Origin of the sequence: Streptomyces sp. NBC_00285, from assembly GCF_036174265.1 — a bacterium.
Taxonomy (GTDB): Bacteria; Actinomycetota; Actinomycetes; order Streptomycetales; family Streptomycetaceae; genus Streptomyces.
The window spans coordinates 9,769,280-9,794,103 of sequence record NZ_CP108055.1 but is presented as its reverse complement, the minus strand read 5'-3'; the positions used below and the strand labels follow the sequence as shown (position 1 = coordinate 9,794,103).

Annotated in this window: 22 protein-coding genes; 5 read left to right on the top strand and 17 right to left on the bottom strand. The window is 70.7% G+C overall.

The features are described 5' to 3' along the window. Positions 1–66: 66 nt before the first annotated feature. The 3 genes from OHT57_RS44785 to OHT57_RS44775 form a co-directional block, all read right to left on the bottom strand. Positions 67–2,781: an AAA family ATPase gene (locus OHT57_RS44785; RefSeq protein ID WP_328752727.1), complete on the bottom strand. Its 2,715-nt coding sequence runs from the start codon at positions 2,779–2,781 to the stop codon at positions 67–69. Between the two features lie 206 nt (positions 2,782–2,987). Further along, positions 2,988–3,809 (bottom strand): SDR family NAD(P)-dependent oxidoreductase, encoded by an 822-nt coding sequence (locus OHT57_RS44780; protein ID WP_328752726.1) that lies wholly within the window; start codon positions 3,807–3,809, stop codon positions 2,988–2,990. After that, complete coding sequence (locus OHT57_RS44775) at positions 3,806–4,615, bottom strand: alpha/beta hydrolase (protein WP_328752725.1); 810 nt, start codon at positions 4,613–4,615, stop codon at positions 3,806–3,808. Before OHT57_RS44775 ends, OHT57_RS44780 begins: the two co-directional genes overlap by 4 nt. A 702-nt stretch (positions 4,616–5,317) precedes the next feature. Between OHT57_RS44775 and OHT57_RS44770 the strand changes: the two genes are divergently transcribed. Beyond that, positions 5,318–5,836 carry a hypothetical protein gene (locus tag OHT57_RS44770; protein ID WP_328752724.1) on the top strand — a complete coding sequence of 173 codons (519 nt, stop codon included), beginning with the start codon at positions 5,318–5,320 and terminating at the stop codon, positions 5,834–5,836. A 353-nt stretch (positions 5,837–6,189) separates the two neighbouring features. Here OHT57_RS44770 and OHT57_RS44765 read toward each other — a convergent pair whose 3' ends face one another. Both OHT57_RS44765 and OHT57_RS44760 read right to left on the bottom strand, forming a co-directional pair. After that, positions 6,190–6,345, bottom strand: a complete 156-nt coding sequence (locus tag OHT57_RS44765; RefSeq protein WP_328752723.1) for a DUF6131 family protein — start codon at positions 6,343–6,345, stop codon at positions 6,190–6,192. Between the two features lie 212 nt (positions 6,346–6,557). Then, on the bottom strand, positions 6,558–7,604 hold the full coding sequence (locus OHT57_RS44760; protein WP_328752722.1) for an Lrp/AsnC family transcriptional regulator: 1,047 nt from the start codon (positions 7,602–7,604) through the stop codon (positions 6,558–6,560). A gap of 142 nt (positions 7,605–7,746) precedes the next feature. Between OHT57_RS44760 and OHT57_RS44755 the strand changes: the two genes are divergently transcribed. Next, positions 7,747–9,291, top strand: a complete 1,545-nt coding sequence (locus OHT57_RS44755) for an MFS transporter (RefSeq protein WP_328752721.1) — start codon at positions 7,747–7,749, stop codon at positions 9,289–9,291. 123 nt (positions 9,292–9,414) lie between these two features. On the opposite strand, the gene OHT57_RS44750 is transcribed toward OHT57_RS44755, so the two are convergent. The 4 genes from OHT57_RS44750 to OHT57_RS44735 all read right to left on the bottom strand — a co-directional run bounded on the left by OHT57_RS44750 (position 9,415) and on the right by OHT57_RS44735 (position 12,220). After that, positions 9,415–10,095, bottom strand: a complete 681-nt coding sequence (locus OHT57_RS44750; protein WP_328752720.1) for an alpha-glucosidase C-terminal domain-containing protein — start codon at positions 10,093–10,095, stop codon at positions 9,415–9,417. 143 nt (positions 10,096–10,238) lie between these two features. Continuing rightward, positions 10,239–11,168, bottom strand: a complete 930-nt coding sequence (locus OHT57_RS44745) for a sensor histidine kinase (RefSeq protein WP_328752719.1) — start codon at positions 11,166–11,168, stop codon at positions 10,239–10,241. Next, positions 11,165–11,461 carry an STAS domain-containing protein gene (locus tag OHT57_RS44740; protein ID WP_328752718.1) on the bottom strand — a complete coding sequence of 99 codons (297 nt, stop codon included), beginning with the start codon at positions 11,459–11,461 and terminating at the stop codon, positions 11,165–11,167. Before OHT57_RS44740 ends, OHT57_RS44745 begins: the two co-directional genes overlap by 4 nt. A 444-nt stretch (positions 11,462–11,905) precedes the next feature. Continuing rightward, positions 11,906–12,220, bottom strand: coding sequence for an ATP-binding protein (locus OHT57_RS44735; RefSeq protein ID WP_328752717.1), 315 nt, complete (start codon positions 12,218–12,220; stop codon positions 11,906–11,908). 321 nt (positions 12,221–12,541) lie between these two features. Here OHT57_RS44735 and OHT57_RS44730 point away from each other — a divergent pair, with 321 nt between their 5' ends. Together OHT57_RS44730 and OHT57_RS44725 are read left to right on the top strand one after the other, a co-directional pair. Further along, entirely contained in the window at positions 12,542–12,907 is a 366-nt protein-coding gene (locus tag OHT57_RS44730; RefSeq protein WP_328752716.1) for an STAS domain-containing protein, read from the top strand. A 234-nt stretch (positions 12,908–13,141) separates the two neighbouring features. After that, positions 13,142–14,113 (top strand): aldo/keto reductase, encoded by a 972-nt coding sequence (locus tag OHT57_RS44725; protein WP_328752715.1) that lies wholly within the window; start codon positions 13,142–13,144, stop codon positions 14,111–14,113. Positions 14,114–14,189: 76 nt separating this feature from the next. Here OHT57_RS44725 and OHT57_RS44720 read toward each other — a convergent pair whose 3' ends face one another. The 5 genes from OHT57_RS44720 to OHT57_RS44700 form a co-directional block, all read right to left on the bottom strand. Continuing rightward, positions 14,190–15,959, bottom strand: a complete 1,770-nt coding sequence (locus OHT57_RS44720; protein ID WP_328752714.1) for an RICIN domain-containing protein — start codon at positions 15,957–15,959, stop codon at positions 14,190–14,192. A gap of 193 nt (positions 15,960–16,152) precedes the next feature. Continuing rightward, positions 16,153–16,974, bottom strand: coding sequence for a carbohydrate ABC transporter permease (locus OHT57_RS44715; RefSeq protein WP_328752713.1), 822 nt, complete (start codon positions 16,972–16,974; stop codon positions 16,153–16,155). Further along, the gene (locus tag OHT57_RS44710; protein ID WP_328752712.1) at positions 16,971–17,954 is read right to left on the bottom strand and encodes a carbohydrate ABC transporter permease; all 984 of its coding nucleotides are present in this window, start codon (positions 17,952–17,954) and stop codon (positions 16,971–16,973) included. Before OHT57_RS44710 ends, OHT57_RS44715 begins: the two co-directional genes overlap by 4 nt. Before the next feature lie 114 nt (positions 17,955–18,068). Next, positions 18,069–19,316, bottom strand: a complete 1,248-nt coding sequence (locus OHT57_RS44705) for a sugar ABC transporter substrate-binding protein (protein WP_328752711.1) — start codon at positions 19,314–19,316, stop codon at positions 18,069–18,071. A gap of 93 nt (positions 19,317–19,409) precedes the next feature. Continuing rightward, entirely contained in the window at positions 19,410–21,395 is a 1,986-nt protein-coding gene (locus OHT57_RS44700) for a glycoside hydrolase family 127 protein (protein WP_328752710.1), read from the bottom strand. A gap of 263 nt (positions 21,396–21,658) precedes the next feature. On the opposite strand from OHT57_RS44700, the gene OHT57_RS44695 reads away from it, so the two are divergent. Then, positions 21,659–22,678: a LacI family DNA-binding transcriptional regulator gene (locus OHT57_RS44695; protein ID WP_328752709.1), complete on the top strand. Its 1,020-nt coding sequence runs from the start codon at positions 21,659–21,661 to the stop codon at positions 22,676–22,678. 103 nt (positions 22,679–22,781) lie between these two features. On the opposite strand, the gene OHT57_RS44690 is transcribed toward OHT57_RS44695, so the two are convergent. The 3 genes from OHT57_RS44690 to OHT57_RS44680 all read right to left on the bottom strand — a co-directional run bounded on the left by OHT57_RS44690 (position 22,782) and on the right by OHT57_RS44680 (position 24,355). After that, positions 22,782–22,955, bottom strand: a complete 174-nt coding sequence (locus OHT57_RS44690) for a hypothetical protein (RefSeq protein ID WP_328752708.1) — start codon at positions 22,953–22,955, stop codon at positions 22,782–22,784. A 111-nt stretch (positions 22,956–23,066) separates the two neighbouring features. Continuing rightward, positions 23,067–23,738 carry a hypothetical protein gene (locus tag OHT57_RS44685; protein ID WP_328752707.1) on the bottom strand — a complete coding sequence of 224 codons (672 nt, stop codon included), beginning with the start codon at positions 23,736–23,738 and terminating at the stop codon, positions 23,067–23,069. Continuing rightward, a complete protein-coding gene (locus OHT57_RS44680; protein WP_328752706.1) occupies positions 23,735–24,355 on the bottom strand; it encodes an RNA polymerase sigma factor in 621 nt (206 codons plus the stop codon). The genes OHT57_RS44685 and OHT57_RS44680 overlap by 4 nt, the downstream gene beginning before the upstream one ends. Positions 24,356–24,824 lie beyond the last annotated feature (469 nt).

The following is a 24,824-nucleotide window of genomic DNA, read 5'->3' as shown; positions in this document are numbered from 1 at the left end:
GATGCCCTCTACCTGGGGAACGCTAGGAGCGCCGCGCACACGTCGGCGAGCGTCATGTGACGGTGGTCAGCGCAGTGCGCTGACCACGGTCCGCAGCTCGGTGCGCGAGACCACGCCCAACTTGGGGAAGATCCGATGCAGATGCGAGCTGACGGTGCGGTGCGACAGGTAGAGCCGCTGGCCTATCTCGCGGTTGGTCAGCCCGTCAGCGGCGAGCCGGACGATCTGCAGCTCGTGGGCGGTCAACTGGTCACGGGCGTCCGGGGTCCGGCGGCGGCTGGTCTCACCCGAGGCACGCAGCTCCTGCCGGGCTCTCTCCCCCCAGGGGATCGCGCCGAGCGCGTCGAACATGTCACGGGCCGCCCGGAGATGGTCGCGGGACTCGACGCTGCGCCGCCGACGCCGTAGCCATTCGCCGTAGAGCAGGTGGGTCCGGGCCCTGATCAGCGGCCAGGCAGTGAGATCGGCACCCAGCGCAGCCGTGAAGAGGAGGTCGGCGTCCTCGTCGGCGGCCAGCAGGGCCCGGACCAGACGCAGGTCGGCGTGCAGCACCGGCGCGGTGGTCACCGTGGCGACCTCTTCCAACTCCATGACGATCGGAAGCGCGGCTTCCAGCTGCCCGCAGTGGGTCGCGGCGTCGACGAGGTCACCCACTGCGGTCAGCCGCAGGGCGACCTGGAAGGCGGGATCCGCCGGATCGTGAAGCCGTCGCAGATGACCGAAGGCCTCCTCGAACCGTCCGGCGCCCAACGCGGCCAGTCCACGTGCCATCGATGCGGTGGCCAACACCGGCCGCGCCCCGGCCGGAAGGCCGATCTCCTCCGCTTCCTCGGCCAGCCTCAGGGCGGAATCCACCTCGCCGCGCAGTGCGGCCAGTTTGGCCGCGGTGGCGGTCATCAGCCCGTACATCATCGTCTGGCTGGTCTCGCGCGCCAGCCTTCGTGACTCCTCGGTGGCGGCGATCGCCGCACCCAGGTCGCCGACCACCAGGGCGCTCCACGCGTCCGCGCCGACCGTACGGGCCAACAGTCCCAGGCGTCCCTGGGCGCGCAGCGGCGCGCCGCCTGCCGCCGAGAACACCCGGGCCAGGTCGAAGCCTCCGGCGAGCAGTGATGCGGTGCTGAGCATGCGGTAGGTGCGGCCGTCGTCGCCCTCCTTCGGCTCAACGTGTCGGGCGCGGTGCAGAAGGAAGGAGCCGCGGTCGATGGGGGCGGCGTAGGCGCAGATGGCCAGCCGCCACGGATCGCGCTCGTCCAGCTCCAACCGTTCCGCGGCCTCAAGGACCTTACGGCGGCCGCCTGGGCCGGGGTCGGACCAGAAGCACAACTGCGCGGCACTCCACAGGATCCGCAGCGCCAGCGCGTGGTCTTCCGCGGCCACCTCCTCGGCCAGTGCCGTCAGGGAGACGGCGCCGGACGCGTGGCTGTGGAGTCCCTCGTCGAAGCTGCCGCGCAGCCAGACCACGGTGGCGTGCTGCCGCCGCGACAGCGGCCCGGTGAGCGCCTGGTCCAGCAGTCGGGTCACGGTCTCGGGGCGACCGAGTTCGACGGCGAAGTCGGCCGCACGCAACAGGCGTTCCGCCCGGCGGCCGGCGTCCTCGCTGAGCACGGCGGCCTGTTCGAGGGCTGCGACGGCCGCCGCGATACCGCCGCGGCGTGCGGCCCGGTGAGCGGCGTCCTCCAAAGCGGCGGCGACCGACTCTTCCGGCTTGTCGGCCGCGGCGGCCCGGTGACGTAGCTGCCGGTCCGGATCTTCGTCGAGCACGGCGGCGAGGGCGGCGTGCGCGCCATGGCGGATGCCGGTGGGCATGGTCTGGTGGATCGCCGACCGCATCAGCGGATGCCCGAACCGCAGTTCGGTGCCGATGACTTGGACGAGCTGAACGCGCACTGCCGGGTCGACGTCATCGGGTCCGGCCGCCATACCCGTGAACTCCCGCGTCGCACGGTAGATCTCGGGCAGCGACCCGCTGTCGCTGAGGGCAGCGATCCGCAGCAGACCTCTGGTGAGGTCGGGCAGGGTCTCCAGGCGGTCGGTGAAGGCCCGTTCGAGCCGCTCGGTGAGGGGCAGTTGGGAGATGTGCGGATCGGCCGACGCACCGAGTGTGCGCGACAGCTCGGTCAGTGCCAACGGGTTGCCGGCCGCCTCGGCAAGGAGACGACGATGCGCGGTGGGACGCAGGTCGGGGGCGCGGTCCGCAAGCAGCTCCGTGGCCTGGCCGTCCGTGAGCGGGTCCAGGATCACGGAGGTGAGCTCGTCGGAGTTCAGCCGTGACCGGTATCCCTCCCGGGCCGCTCCCACCATGACCACCGGCTCGGTGCCGACTCTGCGCGCCACGAAGGCCAGGACGTCGGCAGTGGCGTCGTCGAGCCACTGGACGTCGTCGGCCAGGACCAGCACCGGTGCGACCGCAGCCGCGTCGGCCAGGAGGTTGAGGACCGCCAGAGCGACCAGGAAGATGTCGCGGACACCGGCCCCGGCGTGCCCGAGGGCGGTGTCCAGAGCCAGCTGGTGTGAGGCGGCGAGCCCGGCGCGTCCTGCGCCCAACGGACGGAGGACACGCTGCAGACCGGCGTAAGGGATCTCGCTCTCGGCCTCGACGCCACTGGTGCGCAGCACCTGATAGCCGAGCCCTTCGGCGACATGGGCGGTCGCGGCGAGCAGCGCCGTCTTCCCGATGCCGGGCGCGCCGCGGACGAGCACCGCGCTCCCGTAGCTCAGTGGCTCGGCCAGCAGCCGGCGTAACAGATCCAGCTGATCATCCCGGCCGACGAGTTCCACGGTCCCCCCATCAGCCGGGCCCCCACGCGGTCTGCCTGGAAGGTCAGGGTACTGCGCCGCGGCCGACGATCTGAGAGGGGAACGAGGATTCGGGTCGGGGTTGCTCCCTCCTTCGGTCGGGGCTGAAGCCTCAGCACCGGGCGGGAAGTCCACCGGCGGGCCCTGAGGCCGGCCGGTGATCAGGATGCCTATGTCACAGGCGCACGTCAGAGGGCGTCGATCATGCCGCCGTCGATCACGAAGTCCGCGCCGGTGATGTTCCCGGAGCGCCGGCTTGCCAGGTAGAGCACGACGTCGGCGACCTCGGCCGGGGTCGTGAACCGGCCGGTCGCCGCTGCTCCTGCGGCGTTGCGGGCCACCTCGCCCGGATCGACTCCCAGCGACTGCCCGACGGTGGCTGCGACGCCACCGGCTCCCTTCCACAGCGCGGTCTCGACCGGCCCGGGACTCACCGTGTTGACGCGGACTCCCTCCGACCCGACCTGCTTGGACAGGGCTTTGCAGAAGTTCGTCAAGGCCGCTTTGGCGGCGCTGTAGTCGATGACCAGCGGATCGGGCAGTCGGGCGTTGACCGAGGAGACGGTGACGATCCGTCCGTCGCCGCTCGTGATCAGGTGGGGCAGCGCGGCACGGGTGGCCCGCACGGCGGCCATGAAGTTGATGGTGAGGGCCCACTCCCAGTCGGCGTCGGACACGGCCTGGAAGCCGTCCACGCGGGGGCGGACCGCGCCGACGTTGTTCACCAGCACGTCGACGCCGCCGTATACGGCGACCGCCTCCGCGACCAGCGCGGCCGGGGCCTCGCGATCGGCCAGGTCCAGCTCCACGACGGTGAGTTCAGCACCTCCCTTGACCAGGGAGTCGAGGGCATCGGTGCGGCTCCTGGACCCTGCGACGACGCGGGTGCCGGCTCCGAGGAGGCCCTCGACGACCGCCAGACCGATCCCGCGCCCCGCGCCGGTGACCACGGCGCTCCGCCCGGCCAGACCGAGGTCGAAGGCGGAGGGCCGGAACGTGCTCGACGTCATCGCGCGACCTCCAGGTTCTGCCGTCCCAGCCAGGTCAGCACCGTTTCGGCGACTTCACGCCAGCCCCCGTCGATGGTCAGGGAGTGCCCCCGATCGGGAAAGCCGATGATGTCGGTGACCGCGTCGGAGTGCCGGTACTGCTTGAGGGTGGCGCGGGTGACGGTCTCGGGAACGGTGTGGTCCTTGCCGCCCGAGATCAGCAGCAGCGGGCCCCGTCCGGAGTTCTCGGTGGCGACCTTCGCCGGAGAGTGCGGGTTGAAGTTGGCCGACGCCGCCTCGTAGAGCGGCTTGCCCGGGGCGGGGATGGTCCAGCGTTCGTACAAGGCCGCGGATTCCTCCTCCGAGACCGCGTTGCCGAAGGCGAACCGGAACTGCTCGGCACTCAAGGACACCGCACGACGCTTGTTGGCGGGGTTCCGGAACACCGGAAGCGTCGCCTTGAGCGCCGACAGGGGCAGCGGCAGGACTCCCTTGATCTGCGCGGCGTCGATCGCTACGGCCGCCGCGGCGCGGTTCTGGCCGAGCAGCTTCTGCGCGATCATGCCGCCGAACGAGTGGCCGATCAGGACCGGCGGCGCGGGCAGCTCGGCGATCAGTGCCGCGTAGTGCTCCACGACGTCGTCGATGCCGTGGTCGGCGATGCTCTCCGGGTTCGCGCGGGCTTCCGCGACAGTGTCGGGGTCGCCGGGCCAGCCCGGGGCGGACGGCTCGTAACCCTCCTGACGGAACAGGTCGACCCACGGCTGCCAGGAGGTGCTGTGCAGCCACAGCCCGTGGATGAAGTAGACGGGGATCGGCGCGGTCATGGCTCAGCCCTCCGACGTGGCGACGTGTCGTTCCTGCAGTGGTCCACGCAACCCGGTTCCCGGCCCGCTCGCACCGTGGTGACACCCCAGTCCTTCGCGGCCGAACGCGGAACGGCGGCGGGCTCCCGGCGAGGCCACCGAAGCGACTCCAGCAGGGCCTCGTGCTGCCGACACAGGCGACGGAGCTCCGAGTCGGCTCGGCGTGCCGGCGGCCTGCTGCTCGGAACCAACCGTCCGGCGGGAGTCCGCGGGTACGGGAATCGTGCACCGCCCGCGGTCTGTGCCACGAAGGAAGCGTCTTCGGTGTCGCCGCATCCAGGTTCGGACCGTCTCCACAGCAACGCCGCCCCGGCCTGAACCGCGCACCCTGACGGGCCATCAGGGTTGGATGGGGGTTGGGGCAGGGACATCACGGATAGCGGTTGGCCGGTCCTGGCCAGCAGGCTGTTGGTCATGTCGAACACCACAGCGGATGTCTCCCGCCCGACTCTTGGCCGCCGCGCAGCGGTAACCCTCGCCGGGGCCGCAGCCCTGGCGGGCCTTGCAGGGGTGTGCACTGCGGGTCCCGCGTACGCCGGATCGAGTGCCGGCACCGCCGCTGCCCGGCCCGCGGCGGACTTCAGTGACTGCCCGCCACTTCCCGCCGGGGTCGATCCGGTCCGGTGGAGATGTGAAGTGCACACCGCGGAACCGAAGTTGACGATGGGCAAGGTCACCGTAGCTCTCGCCCCGATCACCATGACGCATGCCGAGGGGCCGATGCCGGACGGCGCCAGGGGGCAGGTGTGGGGTGCGATGCATACGGCGCCCACCGCCGTTCCGGGCGGACTGACCGGCACCGCGGCAGGTGAGTACCCGCGGCAGCTCCGACTGGCGATCAAGGCGGAGTACGGTGGCCGGTCCGACTTCTACACCGGGCAGTTCAGTCTGCGCTTCCGGCTGTTGAGCCCGCTGCTGGCGAAGGAATGCACTATCGGGGCGAACGCGCCGATCGACTTCCAGCTGAAGCGATCAGGTCCTTCGCAGTGGGTCTCCCAGGACCCGCCCCTGATCAAGTTCTCGGCGTATGACGACACCTTCGCCGCCCCCACCGCTGAAGGCTGCGGGCCGCTGTCAGCGCCGCTCAACCGGCGGCTCGGTCTGCCGGCATCGAGCGGAAATCTGATGGCCTACGACGCCACCTACACATTCCGGACGTATGACCAGTTGCCGGCGCTCTGAGGAGTAACGCAGGGCGCAATTGTCTGCGCAGCTGTCACGGGCGTCGGGACAACACCGCTGATGTTCCTGTGTACGTGCGGTGGATCCATAGCGCCGGTTGACCTCAGGGACGTGCGGGGCTTGGCGCTCGACAGCCACACCTTCGCGAAGGTCACCGTCCCGTGCAGGGTGAGGTCCGTGCCGGATCGAGCCGGGATCCAACCGTCCGCCGATGATCAGTGCCCCACGAGAAAAGGCGACAGCGTCCGGGCCGCCCGCCGGACTTCGCTGCGGGGGCCTCTGCGAAGAGGCCCCCACGGCAGGAAGCAGCGCGACGGCCGTCTTGGCACCGTCGGCGTTCGGGGGCTGCTGCGTCACCAATAGTGGCGTCGGCCGGCGACCGCGTGGCCCATGGACCCCATGATCCAGAACGCGGCGCCGATCACGGCGAGGATGATGCCGAGGGTCCACAGGATCGATATGCCGGTCAGGAAACCGATGACAAGCAGGATGATGCCGAGGGCGATCATTACGTACCTCCAGGCGTGGTCTGATGCGATGTCTGTCGAGTGCCCCGAAACCGCGATGCAACCCCACCCAGAGCATCGAGAAACAAGCGCTGCTGGACCCTCGCTGGATCTCGCCCCAGTCGCCCCAGTCGCCCGGGATCTTGCAGCTGTTGCCGATCCTGCTCGGCGACTCGACCGACCCGTGGGTGCCACCGCGCCGGGTGCGGCCCTGCTCAGCCGGTCCGCAACGTGGCAGCGGCCTTGTACGTGCGCAGCACCGGCGCGGTCTCGATCCGTGTGATCGCGTCCAACGCCACCTTCCGGGTCAGGTAGTGGTGCAGTTCCTCAGCATCACGGCACAGCGCGTGCGCGACCAGGTTCGTCGGACCGGTCGTCGCCGCGACCACCGCCAGCTCCTCGTGCCCGGCCAGCGCGGTGGCGACATCGTCCAGGCGGGATGGCGCCACCTGCATCCACAGCAGCGCTGAGACGGTGATGCCCAGCAGCGCCGGGTCGATGTCCACGTCGAAGAACAGCGCGCCGCGCGCACGCAGTTCGGTGAGCCTGCGGGCCACCGTGGGCGCGGTCGAGCCGGTCGCGGCAGCGAGGTCGGCGTAGCTGATACGGGCGTCGTCGCGCAGTGCGTCGAGCAGCCGCCGATCGGCGTCGGTGAGCAGGTACACGGGCGCCTCCGGTTCCGGCCCGGATCCTGCCGTCTGCTCGCCTCGGGCCACCGCGGTGACGTGCGCGGGAGCGGCGTCCGGTCCGGGACCTGCGCCGCTCTCGGCCCGCAGCCGCGCCTGCTGTACGGCGTCGAGGGCGTGGACACGGCCGCGCCACGCGGTCGGCCCGCCGAAGTAGGTGTGCAGCAGGTAGTGCGCGGAGACCGCGGTGATCCCTGCGGTGCGCGGGATGTCGCGCAGCAGCAACGCGTGGGCGTCCGGGCCTGCGGGCGTGGTGTGGATGATCGCCACGATTTCAGTGCCGCCGGAGGTCAGCCGTACCCACGAGGTGTCGGGGCGGCGCGCGAGCGCGACCGCGATGTCGTGCGCGGAACGCGTCGCGGCGGTCAGCCGCACGAACCACTGGTGGCTGCCGGAGCTGCGCGGCGCGGGCAGCGCGACCACGCGAAGGCCGCCCTCCGCGTACAGGCGGCGATAGCGGCGCACCACGGTCTGCGTGGAGGAGCCGAGCACGTCGGCGACGAGCGTGAACGGCGCCCGCCCGTCCACCTGCAGCGCGTGGATCAGGCCACGGTCCAGATCATCCAGTACGAGCATATTCACCGAACCAGCCGAGCTGTATGGAAGTAATCGCTCATCTACGGTTCAAGGATAGAAGCTGATGCGGGATGAGCGGCACGGTGGTCACCGGACGCCTCACCGGGGCGGCCACCGTCCCGGACACCGCAGGGGAGAGAGCATGTCCCGCGCCACGCACAGCAGCACACCCGCCGACCCGCGCCGGAATCGGGGTCCGGATGTGCGCCACGCACCGCCCTTCTCCGGGGCCCCGCGCGCGACCGAGCCGTCGGCTGAGTCCGTGCCCGGGCCGTCGGGGGCGGAGCCCGTGTACCGGTGGCGGTGGCTCGCCCTGGCCGCGGTGCTGGTCGCCGAGGCCATGAACCTCCTCGACGCGACGATCGTCCAGGTCGCCGGCCCGGTCATCCACACCGACCTCGGCGGCGCGAGCGCCGCCATCCCGTGGTTCAGCGCCTCGTACACACTCGCGTTCGCGCTCGGGCTGCTGACCGGCGCCCGGCTGGGCGACATCGCCGGCCGTCGCCGTGTCTTCCGTGTCGGCGTCGCCGCGTTCGCCGCCACCTCGCTCGCGTGCGCGCTCACCCCGGACGCCGAGGCGCTGATCGGACTGCGCGCACTGCAGGGCGCCGCAGCGGCACTGATCATCCCGCAGACGTTCGGGCTGATCCGCGCGATGTTCGACGGCGACGAACTGCCCAAGGCACTCGGCGCCATCGGCCCGGTCATGGGCCTGTCCGCGGTGCTCGGGCCGGTGCTGGGCGGAGTCCTGACGCACGCCGACGTGTTCGGGTCGTCGTGGCGCGCGGTGTTCCTCGTCAATCTTCCCCTTGCCGTCGCCGTGCTGGCGATCGCGCCGCGACTGCGTGAGGACCGCGCCCCGTCCCGCCCGCGCCTCGACCCCGCCGGGACCGTGCTGGCGATGACGGGCACCGCCCTGATGGTCTGCCCGCTGGCCACCGGCACCCCGGGCCCGGTGGCATGGGCCGTCGCCGCGGCGGGCACTGTCGTCCTCGCACTGTTCGTCGCCCATCAGCGCCGTACCGCCCGCCTGGGCCGGGCCCCGTTGATCGAACCGGCACTGCTGCGGGGCCGCGCGTTCCCGGCGGCGCTGGCCACCTCAACGCTGTTCTTCGCCGTCATGAACGCCGTCATGATCACCGTGGTGCTGCACCTGGAACTGGGCCTCGGCCGCGGCCCGCTCACCGCGGGTCTGACACTGCTGCCGTGGTCGACCGGCCTGGCCGTCGGGTCATGGGCCGCGGGGTCCTGTCTGGTCCCGCGCCACGGAACCCGCGTCATGCACGCCGGCATAGCCACCCTCGCCACCGGCCTGGCCGGGGCCGTCCTCGCCTACCGGGCGAGTGCGCCCGACGCGTACCCCGTGGCCCTGCCGTTCGCCCTTGCCGTCGCGGGCCTGGGCACCGGGTTGTTCACGCCACCGTTCTTCACCACTGCGCTGCGCGGTGTCGGGCCGCAGGAGACCGGCTCCGCCGCGGGGCTCCTCAACGCCGTCCAACAACTCGGCGGCACGCTGGGCGTCGCGGTCGTCGGCGGCATCTACCTCGCCGGCGCGGACGCGCCGCGCGCCGCCGCGCAGGCGGCCCTGGCCACAGCCGGGGCGATCCTGGCGGCGACCGCGATCGCCGCCGCCGTGATGACCTCCCGCCGCGCCACCGGTCCCGCGACGTCGCCGCCGCACTCCTGAGGGTGGGCCGTACCGCCGGCACCGACGGGGCAATGGGGCAATGGGGCAATGGGGCAATCGATGATCTCGAAGGAAGATCTCCTGCGCGTCGGCACGAGAGCCGACGCCGGTACGACGGGCAGGTCAGCCGCAAGCAACCCTTTCGGGGTCGTCCGCCGGGGTGCCGACACGGAGCCACCGGTAACCGTAGGCAGGCAGGTCGACGCGGAACAGATCGTCCTCGGACGCCTTGAGAGCGGTGTGTTTCTCGTCGAGCAGGTCCGTCAACTGCTCGCCCGCTCCGGCCTCGTGGATCTCCAGCCGTACGGTGAGGGGCCGGTCCGCGAAGTTGTGCACGGCCAGTACCGTGCCGTCGCCTGCACGGCAGACGTGTGCCAGCACCGCTTGCTCCCCCGTCTCCACCAGGCGGTAGCCACCCCAGGCCAGTTCGGGGCTCCCCCGGTAGCGTTCGATGAAGGAACGCATGCGGCTGAGCAGTGAGTCGGGGTCACGGCTCTGCTCGTACACGTTGATCTTCCGGGGACCGAACGCCCCGTCCACCAGCGGATTGGGCAACGTGTCCGGCGATGCGGTGGAAAACCCCGCGCCCTTCTCCGGGGTCCATTGCATGGGAGTGCGTACGGCTTGACGTCCCTCGGCGGCAAGGTTCTCGCCCATGCCGAGTTCCTCGCCGTAGAAGAGGACGGGGGTGCCCGGCAGGGTGAACAGCACCGCGCGCTCGCCCTGTTCGACGCAGGCGTCCGGCGGGATGTTCGGGGCGCGGAAGCCCTCAGGGGTCAGCCGCCGGCTGCTCGGCGTGCGCACCGCCCGGTCCACGAGCTCGGACAGCGGAGTCGTCCCGTCACCGTAGGTACTTCCTGCCCGCCCGACACGTCGTACCCCGCGATCCGAGGACCCGGCAGTGCGCCGAGAAGCCGGCCGCCGGCCCCCCACCTGCCGAGGCGGGGTCAGTGTTGGCTGATGTAGCAGCGAACGATGGTGCCGTCGGGGCCGGTGTGGATGCGCACGAGGTGGGCGAGGGAGTTCACCAGCAGCAGGCCCCGGCCGCCGAGTTGGTCCCGTGCGGGTGGGCGACGGCCGGCCAGCGGATCGTTCAGGTGCCCGTGGTCGCGCACCTCGCACACCACCTGGCCGCCGTCGGCCCACATCCGCAGGGTGCCAGAGCCGCCGCCGTGCACGACGCTGTTGGTGGTCAGCTCGGCCACGACGAGGGCCACGTCCTCCAGGCTGACAGCGGACAGACCGAACCGCGTGGCCTGTTCGACCGCGAAGTGCCTGGCGCCCGGCAGCCGGTCGGCGTCGAAGACGAGTTCCGTGGCCTGCGCCGGCTGCTCCAGAGGCTGGTTGTAGCGTGCGACCACGTGTTCGGGGTCGTAGGCGGAGCTGGTCCGTTCCTTGCCTCCGGAGATGACCAGGGGATGCGTCGCGTACGCGTCGGTGAGTACCTGCTCTTCGAGCCGGTCGGCGTCGTAGGGGCACAGGATGGTGACGTCCCGGCCTTGGAATGCCGGGTTGATCAGTGCCTCGTGCTGCACGCACGCCGGGTATTCCACGGTGCTGCGGCCGGCCCAGATCGGTTCACCGATGATCCGCACCCGCGTCTGGCGATGTGCGTCCGCGAAGGCGCGCAGCACCTTCGGGATGATCCGTCCGGGATTGCGTCCCGCCTCGGTCATGTCGAGGAACGTCACGTGTGCGGCGTCCTCGCCCAGGGCGGTCCTGAGGATGGCGAGGTTCGGTCCCGGCACGGCCACCGCCACCGGCTCCCCGGCCTTCAGACCGGCGCGGACGAAAGGCACCGTGCCGTGCAGGTACTCCCCCTCGCCCGAGTAGAACAAGGCGGGGTGGACGAACAGCTCGGCGCTGAGGGCCGTCATCGGGTCATCACCTCGACAGTGGGCAGGTCCGGCCAGAACATGTCCAGAACGCGCCGCAGGGTGGCGGGCGGCTCTTCGAGCACGATGCGCCGCCCCTGCCGAAGGCCCTGGGCGGTCACCGCCAGGGCCGAGACGCCTGCCACGTCGACGAAGGTGACCGCGGAAAGTTCCAAGTGGCACGCCTCTTCGTCGCTCACTGCAAGGTGATGCAGCGTCTGTTCCCAGGCCGGGCGGGTGAGCAGACCGACCTCGCCGACCGCTTGCCAGCCCGGCCGGTCCGTCAGCGGGAGCACACGCAGGGCACCTGCGGACGGGGCCGTCGATGCCGACGGCGCGTCGGCCTCCCCTGGACTGTCCACGCCGCCGCCCCTGGCTGTTCCGCTTGTCCCGCTTCACGGTCTCTCTACCGGTGAAGTGTAGGCGGCGGCAGCACGGTGGAGGCGACGTCCACGATCCGCTCCGGCGTCGGCGGCAGACCGGCGTACGGTCGCGCCTGGGCCCTGCTGTGGGTGGGCGCCAGGGCTTGGCCCGGGATGCGTTCCTGCGGACGTCGGCTCGGGAGCCGGCGACGTCGACGGAATCGGTGATCGGTCCGGTGGGCCGGGCAGGGATACCCGGATCGACGGGATGTACCTCAGGGCGCTCGGCGTGAACCGCCCTCCTCGGAGCCGAGGACTCACGGGAGCCCAAGCCGACGCTCTCGCCCGATGAGGCAGCGGTCGGCAGGGCTATTTCGCTCAGCGGCGTTCGGTGTCGTCGCCGAGCGGGTCGGACAGAGCGATGCGGGCCGTGACGCGTTTGCCGACCGGCTCCTGCTCGGTGAAGAGGTCCTGGGTGACGGCTCTGACGATCTCCAGGCCGTGCTGGCCGATCCTGGCAGGATCGGCAGGCAGGACAGCGGGAACAGTGGGGTCGCTGTCCCACACGACGACGTCCAGGGCGTGGGCGGCGATGCGCAGTTCCATCAGGACGGGGCCGGGGGCGTACTTGAGCGCGTTGGTGACGAGCTCGCTGACCACCAGCCGGGTGTGGTCCGTGGCGCGCTCGGACACCGGTAGGTGACAGCCGGTGCGGGCCCGGTCGAGGAAAGCGACAGCATGTTGTCGGACTTCGGCGATACAGCCGACGTCTCCTTTCAGTGCATAGTCGGCTCGCATCAGGTACTGATCTCCGGCACAGCGGTTACGGTCGCCCTGGGATCCCACGTATCTCGCCCTCACTCCCCCCGTGACGTGCGCAGGTACCCGCGCCGGCGCCATACATGTCACCAGGAAAGATGTCCGGCAGCTGTTCGGGCGCGTGCCGCCGCGGCGGTGGGGCAGAATCGTACGGGCAAGCCCTGGGTGGACAAGCCCGGGCCCGGTCGGAAAGACGTGAGCGACATCCACCAGGAAAACTGGCCGGGGCGGCTCTCCACCCAGCACGCAGTGGTCGACGGCGTCCTCGTCGTGAGCGTGCGCGGCGAGATCGACCACGACGTCAAGGACGTCCTCAGCCAGGCGCTGCTGTCCCAGGACGGCACGCCACCGCCACGGATCGTGGCGGATCTCAGCGGCGTGACCTTCATGGACTCCAGCGGCATCAACACCTTCGTCACCGTCCACCGACGCGTGAGCGGTGCTCAGGGATGGCTGCGCATCGCGGGCGCCCAGGACTCCGTCGGGTATCTGCTGCGCCTGGTCGGAATCGACGAGATCATCTCCTGCTTCCCCACCGTCGAGCAGGCCCTGAGCACCTGACCTCGGCCCCGCGCGGCCACCGCGCGTCCGGCGCCCGTGCCGTGCGACAGCCCCAGGGCCCTCGCCTCCTGCTCGCGCGTTACCCGGAGATACGGTGGTCCTGCCGAGCGGGCCTTCACACGCCGCCGTCTGCAGCGTTCCTCGGTCAGGTCGGTCAGATCGGTCATGGCGGCGGAAGGCGCACCGATCGGTACCTCCGTCGTCGGCGTGTCATCCAGGGGAGCTGAACAGCACATGCGTCATCGGGACCTCGGCCGCACCGGACTGTCCGTGTCAGAGATCGGGTACGGCGCCTGGGGGCTGGGCCAGGGAGCCTGGGTCGGCGCGGACGACGACTCCGGTGTCAGAGCCCTGCACCATGCCCTCGACCTGGGCCTCACCTTCATCGACACCGCCCGGGCGTACGACCGCAGTGAGCGTGTCGTGGGCCGTGCGCTGCGGGAGCGCCCTGGGGGCGGTGACGGGGTGCTCGTGGCGACCAAGGTCGGGCCGAAGGTCCCGGTCTCCCTGGCCTCCAGCGGGCTCCACCCCGACGAGGTCTTCCCCGGCTCGCACCTGCGGGAGAGCCTCGAGACGAGTCTGCGTGAACTGGGCCGCGACCACGTCGACCTCCTTCAGCTGCACACCTGGGAGGACGAGTGGACCGGCCGCGGTGACTGGCTGGAGACGGTGGGCGCCCTCAAGCAGGAGGGCAAGATCAGGGCCTTCGGGATCTCGGTCAAGGATCATCAGCCCGAGAACGTGCTCACGCTGCTGCGCACCGGGGTACTGGACGCGGTCCAGGTCATCTACAACATCTTCGAGCAGGCCCCGTCCGACGCCCTGTTGCCGGCCTGCGAGGAGTACGGCGTCGGCGTGATCGGGCGGGTCGCTCTCGACGAGGGAGCCCTGACGGGCTCGGTCCGGGCGAGTGTCGCCTTCCCCGAAGGTGACTGGCGCAACTGGTACTTCAGGGACGACCGGCCTGCCCAGGTCGAGGAGCACGTGGACGCGCTCATCACCGACCTGGGGATCGGCATCGACGAACTCGCTTCCACAGCGCTGCGGTTCGCGCTCGCCGGGCAGGCGCTCTCCACAGTGATTGTCGGGATGCGGTCCCTGACGAACGTGGAACGCAACGCCGCCGTCGCCGACGCGCCGCCCCTGACCGGCCACGAGCTGGAGCTGCTGGCCAAGCACCGCTGGCCGAAGAACTTCTACAGCTGATCGGGGCTTTGTCAGAGACCTGGGGGCCCCGCGCCCGCCGCACGGGCGGCGGGCGCGGGGCACTGGTGGCCGAGGGTCAGCGGGCGGTCAGTTTCCAGAGGTGGTCGTCGGTGCCGTTGTCGGACCACTGCAGGACCTGCGCACCGGAGGACGTGCTCATCTGGTCCACGCCGAGCAGACGGCCGCTGTTGTAGTTGGCGATCTTGTAGTAGCCGTTGCGGGCCGGGATGAGCTGCCAGAGATGGTCTGCGGTGCCGTTGTCACCCCAGATCAGGGCGGTGCCGCCGTCGGCGGTGCCCGCGTTGGTGATGCCGAGCAGCAGCCCGCTCTTCTGGTTGACGATCTTGTACAGGCCCGAACCCGCGGCTACGAGGGTCCAGTTCTGGTCGGTACCTGTGGTGGACGTGGCCTGCACGACCGAAGTGCCCTGGGCGGTGCCCGCGCCGCTGGTGTCCAGGGCGAGGCCGCTGTTCTTGTTGGTGATCTGGTAGCGGCCGGCCAGCGAGGTGTTGGTGCCGCTGGGGGTGACGACCAGGTGGTAGCCGTCGGTGGCGTTCATGGCCACCGGCACGGTGATGGAGCCGCCCGAGACCGTGTAGTCGGCGTCGGAGACGGTGATCGGGCCGGAGGAGGCGGTGGTGCGGCCGGTGTTGGGGCTGTACTCCAGCTTCACGTGGACCGTGGAGCCGAAGGCCGACAGGGAGGAGAGGCCGTTGACGGTGACCGCGCAGGAGCCGCTGCAGCCGCCCGCTATGACGCTGATCTGATTGCCGGAGCCGTTGAGGGAGGCGAGCCCGTCGATGCCGGTCTGGGCGGGAGGGGTGGTGGTGAGCATGTTCCCGGACATGTCGCCGTACCACTTGTACGTCCAGTACGAGCCGTTGGGCGAGCCGCCGGTGTCGGTGAGGGTGTCGCCGAGGGTGCCGTAGTGGTTCCAGAAGGCGAGTTCGGCGTTGCGGACGCCGCCGCGCTCGAACTTGGCGGCGTAGCCGATGAGGGCGCCGGAGTTGCCCATCTCGGCGGGTGTGCCGTACTCCTCGATGTCGATCGGCCGCGGGCTGATGCCGAGGCTGGTCTCCAGGGCGCGGTAGTCGGCGATGTGCGCGGCGATGGTCGAGCTGGTCTGCAGTTCGTGCCAGGCGATGACGTCGGGGACGGCATTGTTGGCGATGGCGTCCTGGAGGAACGTCTGCATCTTGGCCCGGGTGTACGTCGCGAAGCTCGGGCCCTGGATCGGGGTGGTGGTGTCCTTGGAGCGGATCTCCTTGTACGTCGTGTTCCAGGCGGCGTCGAAGGGGCCGGCCTTGGCGGTGTCCCAGTTCCCGTCCGGTTCGTTCCAGATGGCCCAGGCCGAGATGTTGGTGGCGCTGGAGGCCTTCACGGCGGCGATCTGCTTGTCCACGGCGGACAGCCAGTCGCTCATGCTGACCCACTTGTAGGGGAAGTCGGGGTACCAGTCCGGCATACGGGCGACGACCTTCGCCCCGGCGCGGGCGGCCTTGGGCGCCACGACCAGGGCGTCACCGGCGGGCTTGGGTTCGCCGTTGGGCAGTTGGGAACCGCCCGGTGCCATCTGCACGAAGGTGTTCGGCTTCAGCGCCTTGGTCAGGCTGTCGGAGGGGGTGCTGTCGTCGGCGAGGCCGTAGAGGCTGCCCGTGCCGACATGGGTGACGGACCGCAGGGTCTGCGCGGCGTTGACGACCAGGGTGGTGGAGGAGGAGGGGGTGGCCTGGGCCGACGGGCCCGACAGGGCGACGGCCGTGGCGGCCAGGGTCGTGGCGAGGGCGGCGGCGCTCACGCGGCCGAGGGTTCCTCTGAGGCGGTGGCGGGAGCTCAGGTATGACATCAGCGGCTCTCCTGGGCTGGAGGGGATCTTGCCGTGGCGCGGTGCGCCGGGGAAGGCGACGGCTCGGGGCCGGCCGGTTACGCGGGACGTGGGCCCTCGTGACGAAAGACAGCTCTACGGGGTGTGCCGAAGGGACGGGGGCGAAGCGCGGTCCCGGCGGGTCGGTGGACCGCGGGCGGCGGGCATCCGCGGATCAGTCCTTGACCGCGCCCGCGGTGACGCCCGCGGCCACATAGCGCTGGGCGAGGACCAGCAGGACCGCTGCGGGCAGGGACGCGACGACGGCGGTGGCCATGATCGCGTTCCACTCCTGGTTGTTGTTGCCGATGTAGTGGTAGATGCCGAGTGTGATCGGCCGCCAGTCGCCGCCGCCGTCGAGGGTGTTGGCGAAGACGAAGTCGGACCAGGCCCACAGGAAGCTGAACAGCGAGACCGTGACGATCGCGTTGCGGCTCACCGGCAGGACGACGGAGCGGAAGGTACGGAAGGTGCCGGCGCCGTCGATCCGGGCCGCGGCGATGAGTTCGCCGGGGATCCCGGACATGAAGGCCGTGAAGATCATGACGCCGAACGGCACGGCGATGGTGGAGTCCGCGACGATCAGGCCCCACCAGGAGTTCAGCAGCCCGAGGTCGAGGAAGATGCCGTAGAAGCCCATCGCCATGACGATTCCGGGGATCATCTGGGCCACCAGCAGGACCAGGCCGAGCGAACTCCCGCCCCAGGGGCGGAGCTTGGCCAGTGCGAAGCCGGCCGGGGCGGCAAGTACCAGGGTGAGGACGACCGTGCCCGCGCCGATGAGCAGGCTGGTGCCGAGGTAGGGCATCTGGTCGTTCAGGACGGCGCGGTAGCCCTCGAAGGTGGGGTGCAGGGGCAGCAGGTCGGGTGGACTCTTGCGCATGTCCTGCTGGGGGGTGAGGGAGACGTTCACCATCCAGTACACCGGGAACAGCATCACGGCGGTGAGGACGAGGCCGATGACGGTGTAACGGCGCTTTCCCGTGGGGGACTTCACGCTTCCTGCCTCCTCTGGACACGGATGTAGAGCAGTCCGAAGACAAGGGCGATGAGGATGAGGACGTTGCCGACCGCGGCACCGGGGCCGAACTTCGGCAGCAGGGTGCCGAATCCGAGCTGGTAGGACCAGGTCGCCAGGGTGGCGGAGGCGTCGCCCGGGCCGCCCTTCGTCATGATCCAGATCAGGTCGAACACCTTGAGGGTGTAGACGAGGCCAAGGAGCAGGGTGATCGCCGAGACCGGGCGCAGCAGCGGGAAGGTGATCCGCCGGAACTGCTGCCAGGCGCTCGCCCCGTCCAGGGAGGCGGCCTCGTACAGCTCGCCGGGGATGTTCTGCAGCCCGCTGTAGAGGATGACCAGGTTGAACGGGATGCCGATCCAGATGTTCGCGATGATGACCGACGCCAGCGCCCAGTGCGGCGAGTTGAGCCAGTCGACCGGTGCCACGCCCACCGTGTGGAGGGCGTAGTTGAGAACGCCGGACTCGCTGTTGAACATCCACGACCAGGTCGACGCCGACACGATCAGCGGCAGCAGCCAGGGGATCAGGAAGAGCGCCCTGAGGGTGCCGGCCAGCCGGAAGTGGCGGTTGAAGAAGACCGCGAGCGCGAGCCCTGCGGCGTACTGGAAGGCGATCGACACGAAGGTGAAGATCATGGTGTGGCGCATCGCCGGACCGAACGTGGGGTCGTCCAGGACGGTCCGGAAGTTGTCGAGCCCGGAGAACGGCGCGTCGCCCGCGACGAAGGAGCGGACCGTGTAGTCGCGCAGGCTCAGGTCCAGGTTGCGGTAGAGGGGATAGACGTAGAACGCGACGAGGTAGAGGGCCAGCGGCGCGAGGAACGCCAGTGCGGTCAGCCGGCTCCTGAGGCGCTGGCGGCGCCGCAGTGCCGGCCCGGCCGCCGGGGCGGCGGTGCCGGCCGCCCCGGGCTTGGCCGGGGACCGCTGTGCGCGGCGGTCGACGCGGGCGATGGTCATACGGACTCCTGGAGAGGGTGGCCCGCCCGGGACCGGCGATGGTGTCCGGGCGGTTGCGGGTGCCGTGCGGCTGCCGGAGACGTGGCTCCGGCACGTGCCGCGAGGGCGTCGAGGTCAGCCCTTGCCGGCGGCCGTCTGGGCGGCGTCGAGAGCGGCCTGCGGGCTCTGGCCGCCGGACAGGGCGCTCTGCACCGCGGTCCACATCGGCTGCGAGATGGTCGGGTACTTGGTGCCCAGACCACCGCTGGTGCGACCGCGGGCCACGGCCACCGCGTCGACCCACGGCTTGAGCCCGGGGGTGGCCCTGACCTGCTCGGCCTGCACCGCGGCGGTGGGAGCGACGTAGGCCAGGGTGGTGTCCGTGGCCAGCAGGTTGGTGGAGCTGGTCAGGCAGGTGACGATCTTCTTGGTGACGTCGTACCGGCCGCTGTCCTTCTGGACCGGCATGGTGACGAACTCGCCGCCGGTCGGCACCGGCGCCGATCCGCCGCTCTGGCCGGGGATGCTGATGACGCCGTAGTCGAAGCCGGCCTTGTCGGCGTTGCCGAGCTGCCAGGTGCCGTTCTCGCTGAACGCGTAGTCGCCGGTGGCGAACTCCTGCCAGCTGGTGGTCTGGGTGTTCTGCAGGACGTCCTTGGGGGCCAGTCCGTCGTCCACCCAGCCCTTCCACAGGGACAGTGCGGCCACGCCCTTCGCCGAGTTGAGCTTGGTCAGGTCACCGCCGGCGCCCCAGAACCACGGCAGGAACTGGAAGCTGCCCTCTTCGGTGTTGATCGCGGAGAACGTGATGCCCTTCTTGCCGGCCGCCTTGACCTTCTTCAGGGCCGCGGTGAGGGAGTTCCAGTCCTTGATCGAGGCGGGGTCGACGTTCGCGGCCGTAAGGACCTTCTTGTTGTAGTACAGCGCGAGGGTGTTGGCGCCGATCGGCACACCGTAGGAGGAGCCGTCGATCGTGCCCGCGCCGAGGATGTTCTGCTGGATGGACTTCGTGTCCAGACCGAGGTCGCTCGTCTTGTTGAGGATGCCCGCCTCCACCAGCGTGGAGACGACCGGGTTGTCCACGAGCATCACGTCGGGGGCGTTGCCCTGCTGGGCGGCGAGCAGGGCCTTGTTGCCGAGGTCCGTGGTGTCCATGGCGGTGCGCTTGACCTTGACCCCGGCATCGGTGCCGCACTTGCTGACGAGCTTGCCCCACGCGGAGGAGGCGTCGAACTGCGGGTACGGGTCCCAGAAGGTGTACGTCCCGCCGGTGCTGTCGGATCCGGAGGCGGAGGAGCTGGAGCCGCCTCCGCAGGCGGCGACGGAGAGAAGTGCGCCGACAGTGGCGACGGCGGCGATCAGGGTGTGACGGGTGTTTCTCACGGCGACCTCGTTGTCTTGGGGCGGCTCATAGGGAGGGCAGGACGCGGGGGGAGGTGGGGACTGCAAAAGGCCCTGGGGGAAGGCCGAGGGGGCTCAGGAGATGGGCAACCAGACCCGCATGCTGCCGTCCTGGCGGTTGGCCCAGGCGTAGTACGGGACGGCGGTGAGTTCGACGGGGGCGGGGTCCGCTGCGGGGGCCCGGCCGCCGGTGGGGGTGTACGGCCACCAGCCCGCGTCGGGACCGGGGCGGCGGTGGCCGGCGGCCGTCACGGTGGTCACGCCGCCCAGCAGGTCGGGGCGGTGCGTCACGGCGAGCGGGCCGGTGACGTCGAGGACGATGTCGTCCAGGCCGCCGCCGGGGTGGTCGACGCCTTCCAGGCAGTAGACGAGCGGTCCGCGTTCGATGGCGACGCAGCCGCGTACGGCGTCCACCCGGGGGTCGGCGGCGGTGAGGCGGGGTGCCAGCGAGAGCTCGAGGACGACCCGGTCGCCCGGTGCCCAGGTGCGCTCCAGGCGCAGCCAGCCGTCGGTGACGGGCGCGTCGCTCTGGTCGTACACCGTGTCCTGGCACCGGACCCGGTACGCGTCGCACCACTGCGGGATCCGCAGCGAGAGGGTCCAGGGCCGGTCGGCCGGGGACTCCTCGACGGTCAGGCCGATCGTGCCCTGCCAGGGGTAGTCGGTCTCCGCGCGCACCGCGACCGGGGTCCCGTCCAGGTCGCCCGCGTAACGGCCGGTGACGTACTGGTGGATCTGGAGGCCGCTGCCGTCGCCGGAGGCGAGGTAGTGCTCCAGGGAGGCCAGCAGCCGCATCACGTTGGGCGGGCAGCAGGCACAGCGGAACCAACGGGTACGGCGGGCCGACTGGTCGCCACCGGGGTCGGTGTGGCCGTCGCGGACCTGGAGCGGATTGACGTACAGCCAGCTCTCGCCGTCCAGGGACACTCCGGCCAGGAAGCCGTTGAACAGGGTGCGTTCGATCAGGTCGCTGTAGCGGGCCTCGCCGGTGAGCAGGGCCATGCGCCAGCTCCACTGGATTGAGGCGATGGCGGCGCAGGTCTCGCAGTAGGCGCGCTCGTTGGGCAGTTCGTAGGGGTCGCCGAAGTCCTCCTCGTCGTGGTGTGCGCCCAGGCCGCCCGTGAGGTGGGTCTTGGTGGCGGTCATCGCGGACCACAACCGCTCCGTGACGGCACGCAGCCCGGCGTCCCCGTTCTCGGTCGCGAGGTCGGTCGCGCCCGCCAGCAGGTACAACTGGCGTACGGCGTGCCCCTCGACGTGGGTCGCGTCGCGCAGCGGGACGCGGTCCTGGCAGTAGGCCTCGCCGCCCAGCAGGCCGTGGCCGAAGCGGTCGACGAAGTAGCCGGCCAGGTCCAGGTAGCGGCCCTCCCCCGTCTCCCGGTAGAGCTCCACCAGGGCCGTCTCGATCTCGGGGTGACCGTCGATGCCGTCGATCGGCTTGCCGCTGCCGGGCAGACCGAAGACCGAGTCGACGTGGTCGGCGAACTTCACGGCCACGTCGAGGAGTTCACGCCGTCCGGTGGCCCGGTGGTGGGCGACGGCGGCCTGGATGAGGTGGCCCGCGCAGTACAGCTCGTGGCCCCAGCGCAGATCCTGGTAGCGCTCGCCGCCCTTGAGAAGCTGGAACCACGTGTTCAGGTAGCCGTCGGGCTGCTGGGCGTCGGCGACGAGGGAGACCAGCCGCTCCACCTCGGCCGCGAGCGGGCTGTCCTCGCCGGGCGTCTGCCGGGCGAGCTGCCAGGAGGCGGCCTCCAGCCACTTGTAGACGTCGGAGTCCACGAACGGGTAAGCCCCCTGGAACTCGCCCTCCGCGAGACCGGCCACCACCCGCAGGTTGCTCAGGTTTCCCGCGGACTCCAGCAGCGCGGGGCCCTGGGGGATGGAGGTCCGCTCGTTCACCTGGCGCCGGGTGCTCCAGAAACCGCCCCGCACGTCGACCGTGGCGGGAGCGAGCGTGGTCTTGGCGCCCGGGCCCGGGCGGACCGGGCCCACGGGGCTGACCGGCTGTTCGGACAGGGTCGGGGACTCGGAGGAGGGCACGGCGGAACGGGGGTGGGGCATGGCTCTCCGAACAGTTGGATGAGGAGCGGGTCCGGGGATACCGGTGCGCTCACGGCGTCACGGTGTCCCGGACTTCGGGCAGGCGGTGGCCCACCTCTCGAACCCGTTTGGGAAAACGTTTTTCTGCCGGAAAAGTAGAGAGATGGGGAGCCTAAGTCAAGAGGTACGCCGAATGTAATCTCCGCATCCCCCGCAGACTGGTCAGTCGGCGCGAACGATGTCAGGATGTGCAGCGCCTCCATCACCAAGGAAAAGGGTTGCGCGTGTCCGATGTTCCAGGTTCTCCCCCCGCCGGACGGGCAAAGCTCGCCGATGTGGCCAAGCTGGCCGGCGTCAGTGTCGGGACGGCCTCGAAAGCACTCACCGGGAACGGCAGGATGCGGCCCGAGACGCGACAGCGGGTCCTGGCCGCCGTCGAAGAACTCGACTTCCGCCCCAACCAGCACGCGCAGAGCCTGCACACCGGCCGCAGCTGGACCGTCGGCCTGATGACCACCGACGGCATCGGCCGCTTCAGCACACCCGTGCTGCTGGGCGCCGAGGACGCGCTCGGCGCCGGAAAGATCTCGGTGCTGCTGTGCGACACCCGCGGCGACGCCATCCGCGAGCAGCATCATCTGCGCAACCTCATGGACCGGCGGGTGGACGGGATCATCGTGACCGGCCGCCGCACCGACCCGAGGCCGCCCCTCAAGGGCATAGAGCCGATCCCGACGGTCTACGCACTCTCGCCCTCCACGGACCCGGACGACATCTCCGTGGTCTCGGACGACCGCAGCGGAGCGCAGCTGGCCGTCGAACACCTGCTGGCGACCGGCCGTACCCGCATCGCGCACATCACCGGCCCCGCCCACCACGCGGCCGCCCAGGACCGGGCCCGCCACACCGTCGAACTGCTGGAACGCTCCTCACTCGAACTCGCCACCGGCCGCGTCCACTTCGGCGAATGGAGCGAGGCGTGGGGACGCCGCGCGGCGGAAGCGGTCCTGCGCATCACGTCCGACACGGACGCCTTCTTCTGCGGCAACGACCAGATCGCCAGGGGGGTCGCCGACACCCTGCGCGAGAGAGGACTGGACGTGCCCGGCAAGGTCGCGATCGTGGGCTACGACAACTGGGACATCATGGCGCTGGCCTGTCGCCCGCCGCTCACCACGATCGACACGAACCTCTCCGAGATCGGCCGCCAGGCCGCCCTGCGCCTGCTCGACGCCATCGGCTCCCGACCGGAGCCCGGCCGGCACACCGTCCCCTGCCGCCTCGTGGTGCGCGAGTCGTCCTGAGCCGCCCGACTCCCACGGGGCAGGACGCGCCGGCCGTCCGCCGGCGGACGGATCTCGAGGTCTCCGAGGTCGGCGGCCGGGGCAGTTCGGGTTCTCCCGTCGCTCACATCCGGTGTTCGGCCCACATGAAGAGCAAACCGACGGCCCCGGTGCCGGCGCCGTAGCAGGCGCCGCGCAGCAGCTGGGCGAGGGCGGTGCGCCTGCGTCGTGCGAGCCACGTCCAGGCGGCGGTGAGTCGTTCGCGTCCCGCGCGGGGCGGGCGGGGGTCGGCGTGCATGGCTGAGGTCCCTTTCTGATGGCGTCCTGACGGGGAGTCCGTCCGGCCGCGGCCCGAGAACCGGCGGCCGGCGGAGGACTCCCCTTCGCTGGGTCCTGCTGGGCCCGAGGGTCAGCGGCCCTCGGCGAACTCCGAGAGCCGGTCCACGAGTTGGCGGTCGGGACGGGCGACGATGACGGAGGAGTGCGGGGTGCGGGCGGCGAGCCGGTCGACCTCGCTCTCCAGGCGGCCGGTCGGCGCGTGCGCGCCGCAGCCGTTGGCGCGCACGTACCGGGCGAAGATCTCCAGGCCGTCGAGGAAGGCGGCGTCCGGCGGGTCGGTGTCGGCCATGGAGTGGGTGAGCTGGTGGAACCAGTGCCGTGCCCGCCTGGACTCGCCCTCGCAGAGGTGGTGCAGATGCAGGCAGTAGGCGGCGGCGCGGCTGCCGGCGCCGGCGGCGAGCTGCCACCAGAACTGTGCGGATTCGGGGTGTCCGGTCAGGGAGAGCAGACAGGCGAAGACGAGTGCGCCGTCGACGTCGAGTTCGTCCTCGGTCAGCGCCCCGCGGTCGGGGCCTTCGGCGATCTTCGCGACGTGGGCGGCGGCGTCGGGTTCGTTGAGGACCCACCGGGACACCACCGCGAGACGTTGTCCGGCCTGGGCGGCGCGGGTGACCTCGGTGGCGGGGGTGCGGCGGGAGGCGTCGGCGGCCAGGCGTCGCAGGCCCGCGGCGACGTCGGTGCCGCGACGCGGGGTGACCGGGAGGCTGGCGCCTTCCAGGAGGGTGTCGATGGTGGCGGTCATGCTCCGGCTCCCTTCTGTTTGGGCTTCTTGGGGGTGTCGGGCAGGCCCAGCTTGACGCGTAGGCGTTCCTTCGCGCGGCGCAGGTGGTGGCCGACCGTGCGGTCGTCGATGCCGATGTACCAGGCGACCTTCGCGGTCGGGTAGCCCAGCACGTAGCGCAGCACGATCACCTCGAACTGGCGGTCGGGCAGCTCGGCGATCGCCTCGTACAGGCCGCTGCTCGACTCCATCTTGTGCAGCTTGTCGCGGGCCGTGACCAGCGCCGTGTCGAGGGCCTGAGCGATGGGTCCGTTGATGACGAACGCCGGTCCCCGTCCCTCCCGGTCCAGGCGGTTGTGGACGACCCGTCGCACGATCGCCCACGCGCCCTGTTCGAGATTGCCCGCGCTCAGCAGTTGCGACCAGCCGGCGTGGATCTCCAGGAAGACCTCGTGTATGACCTCCTCCGCGGTCTCCCGGACACCGAAGTGCACCTCCGCATAGGCGTGGAAGGCTTCCTGGTGTCCGAGGTAGAAGCCCTCGAAGTCCAGCGGCAGGTCCAGGGGCACGAACATCGACTGTGTCAGCCCGGCGCCGTACTCCGCCGAGGCGCCCTCGGGAGAGTCGTCGTACCTCACGTGCGGCTCCTGTCGGCAGGGGACATGAGCAAAGTTCCTCTCCATCGAGGCATTCAGGGACCCGGCGCCAACTCGCATGCGCCGAAAGGCCGTTGGGCCTGACCCCTAGCTAAGTGATGTGCGGGGCGGAACACTCACGTCCCTTTGAAAAATTCACGGGGCGTGCCCCCGGGGCGGCGCTGTGCAAGCTTCAACAAGCACCGCTAGTCACCCTCCGTAGCCCTCTGGCCAGGCGTAACCCACCCGAGCGACACGGCGAACACGCCTGCGTATCCGGTTCGTGTTCTGCGTCACACCACCCGCGCCACCCGCCACATGCGCCGGGCGCATTCCCGCACCTTCGTCGCCGCGCGCACCCCTCTCACCTGCACCGCACCGGTGCCGCCGGAGGGCCTGCCGGTCGCACGAGGAAGGGGACGGCTACTCAGCAATCGGCCTGAAGACCCGCCCCCGTCGCTGCGGGACGGGG

Coding starts and splice junctions, on each gene's coding strand:
- OHT57_RS44780 (WP_328752726.1), bottom strand. CDS start 3,809: ATGACGTCGAGCACGTTCCGGCCCTCCGCCTTCGACCTCGGTCTGGCC.
- OHT57_RS44775 (WP_328752725.1), bottom strand. CDS start 4,615: ATGACCGCGCCGATCCCCGTCTACTTCATCCACGGGCTGTGGCTGCAC.
- OHT57_RS44770 (WP_328752724.1), top strand. CDS start 5,318: ATGGGCAAGGTCACCGTAGCTCTCGCCCCGATCACCATGACGCATGCC.
- OHT57_RS44765 (WP_328752723.1), bottom strand. CDS start 6,345: ATGATCGCCCTCGGCATCATCCTGCTTGTCATCGGTTTCCTGACCGGC.
- OHT57_RS44760 (WP_328752722.1), bottom strand. CDS start 7,604: ATGCTCGTACTGGATGATCTGGACCGTGGCCTGATCCACGCGCTGCAG.
- OHT57_RS44755 (WP_328752721.1), top strand. CDS start 7,747: ATGTCCCGCGCCACGCACAGCAGCACACCCGCCGACCCGCGCCGGAAT.
- OHT57_RS44745 (WP_328752719.1), bottom strand. CDS start 11,168: ATGACGGCCCTCAGCGCCGAGCTGTTCGTCCACCCCGCCTTGTTCTAC.
- OHT57_RS44725 (WP_328752715.1), top strand. CDS start 13,142: ATGCGTCATCGGGACCTCGGCCGCACCGGACTGTCCGTGTCAGAGATC.
- OHT57_RS44720 (WP_328752714.1), bottom strand. CDS start 15,959: ATGTCATACCTGAGCTCCCGCCACCGCCTCAGAGGAACCCTCGGCCGC.
- OHT57_RS44710 (WP_328752712.1), bottom strand. CDS start 17,954: ATGACCATCGCCCGCGTCGACCGCCGCGCACAGCGGTCCCCGGCCAAG.
- OHT57_RS44700 (WP_328752710.1), bottom strand. CDS start 21,395: ATGCCCCACCCCCGTTCCGCCGTGCCCTCCTCCGAGTCCCCGACCCTG.
- OHT57_RS44690 (WP_328752708.1), bottom strand. CDS start 22,955: ATGCACGCCGACCCCCGCCCGCCCCGCGCGGGACGCGAACGACTCACC.
- OHT57_RS44685 (WP_328752707.1), bottom strand. CDS start 23,738: ATGACCGCCACCATCGACACCCTCCTGGAAGGCGCCAGCCTCCCGGTC.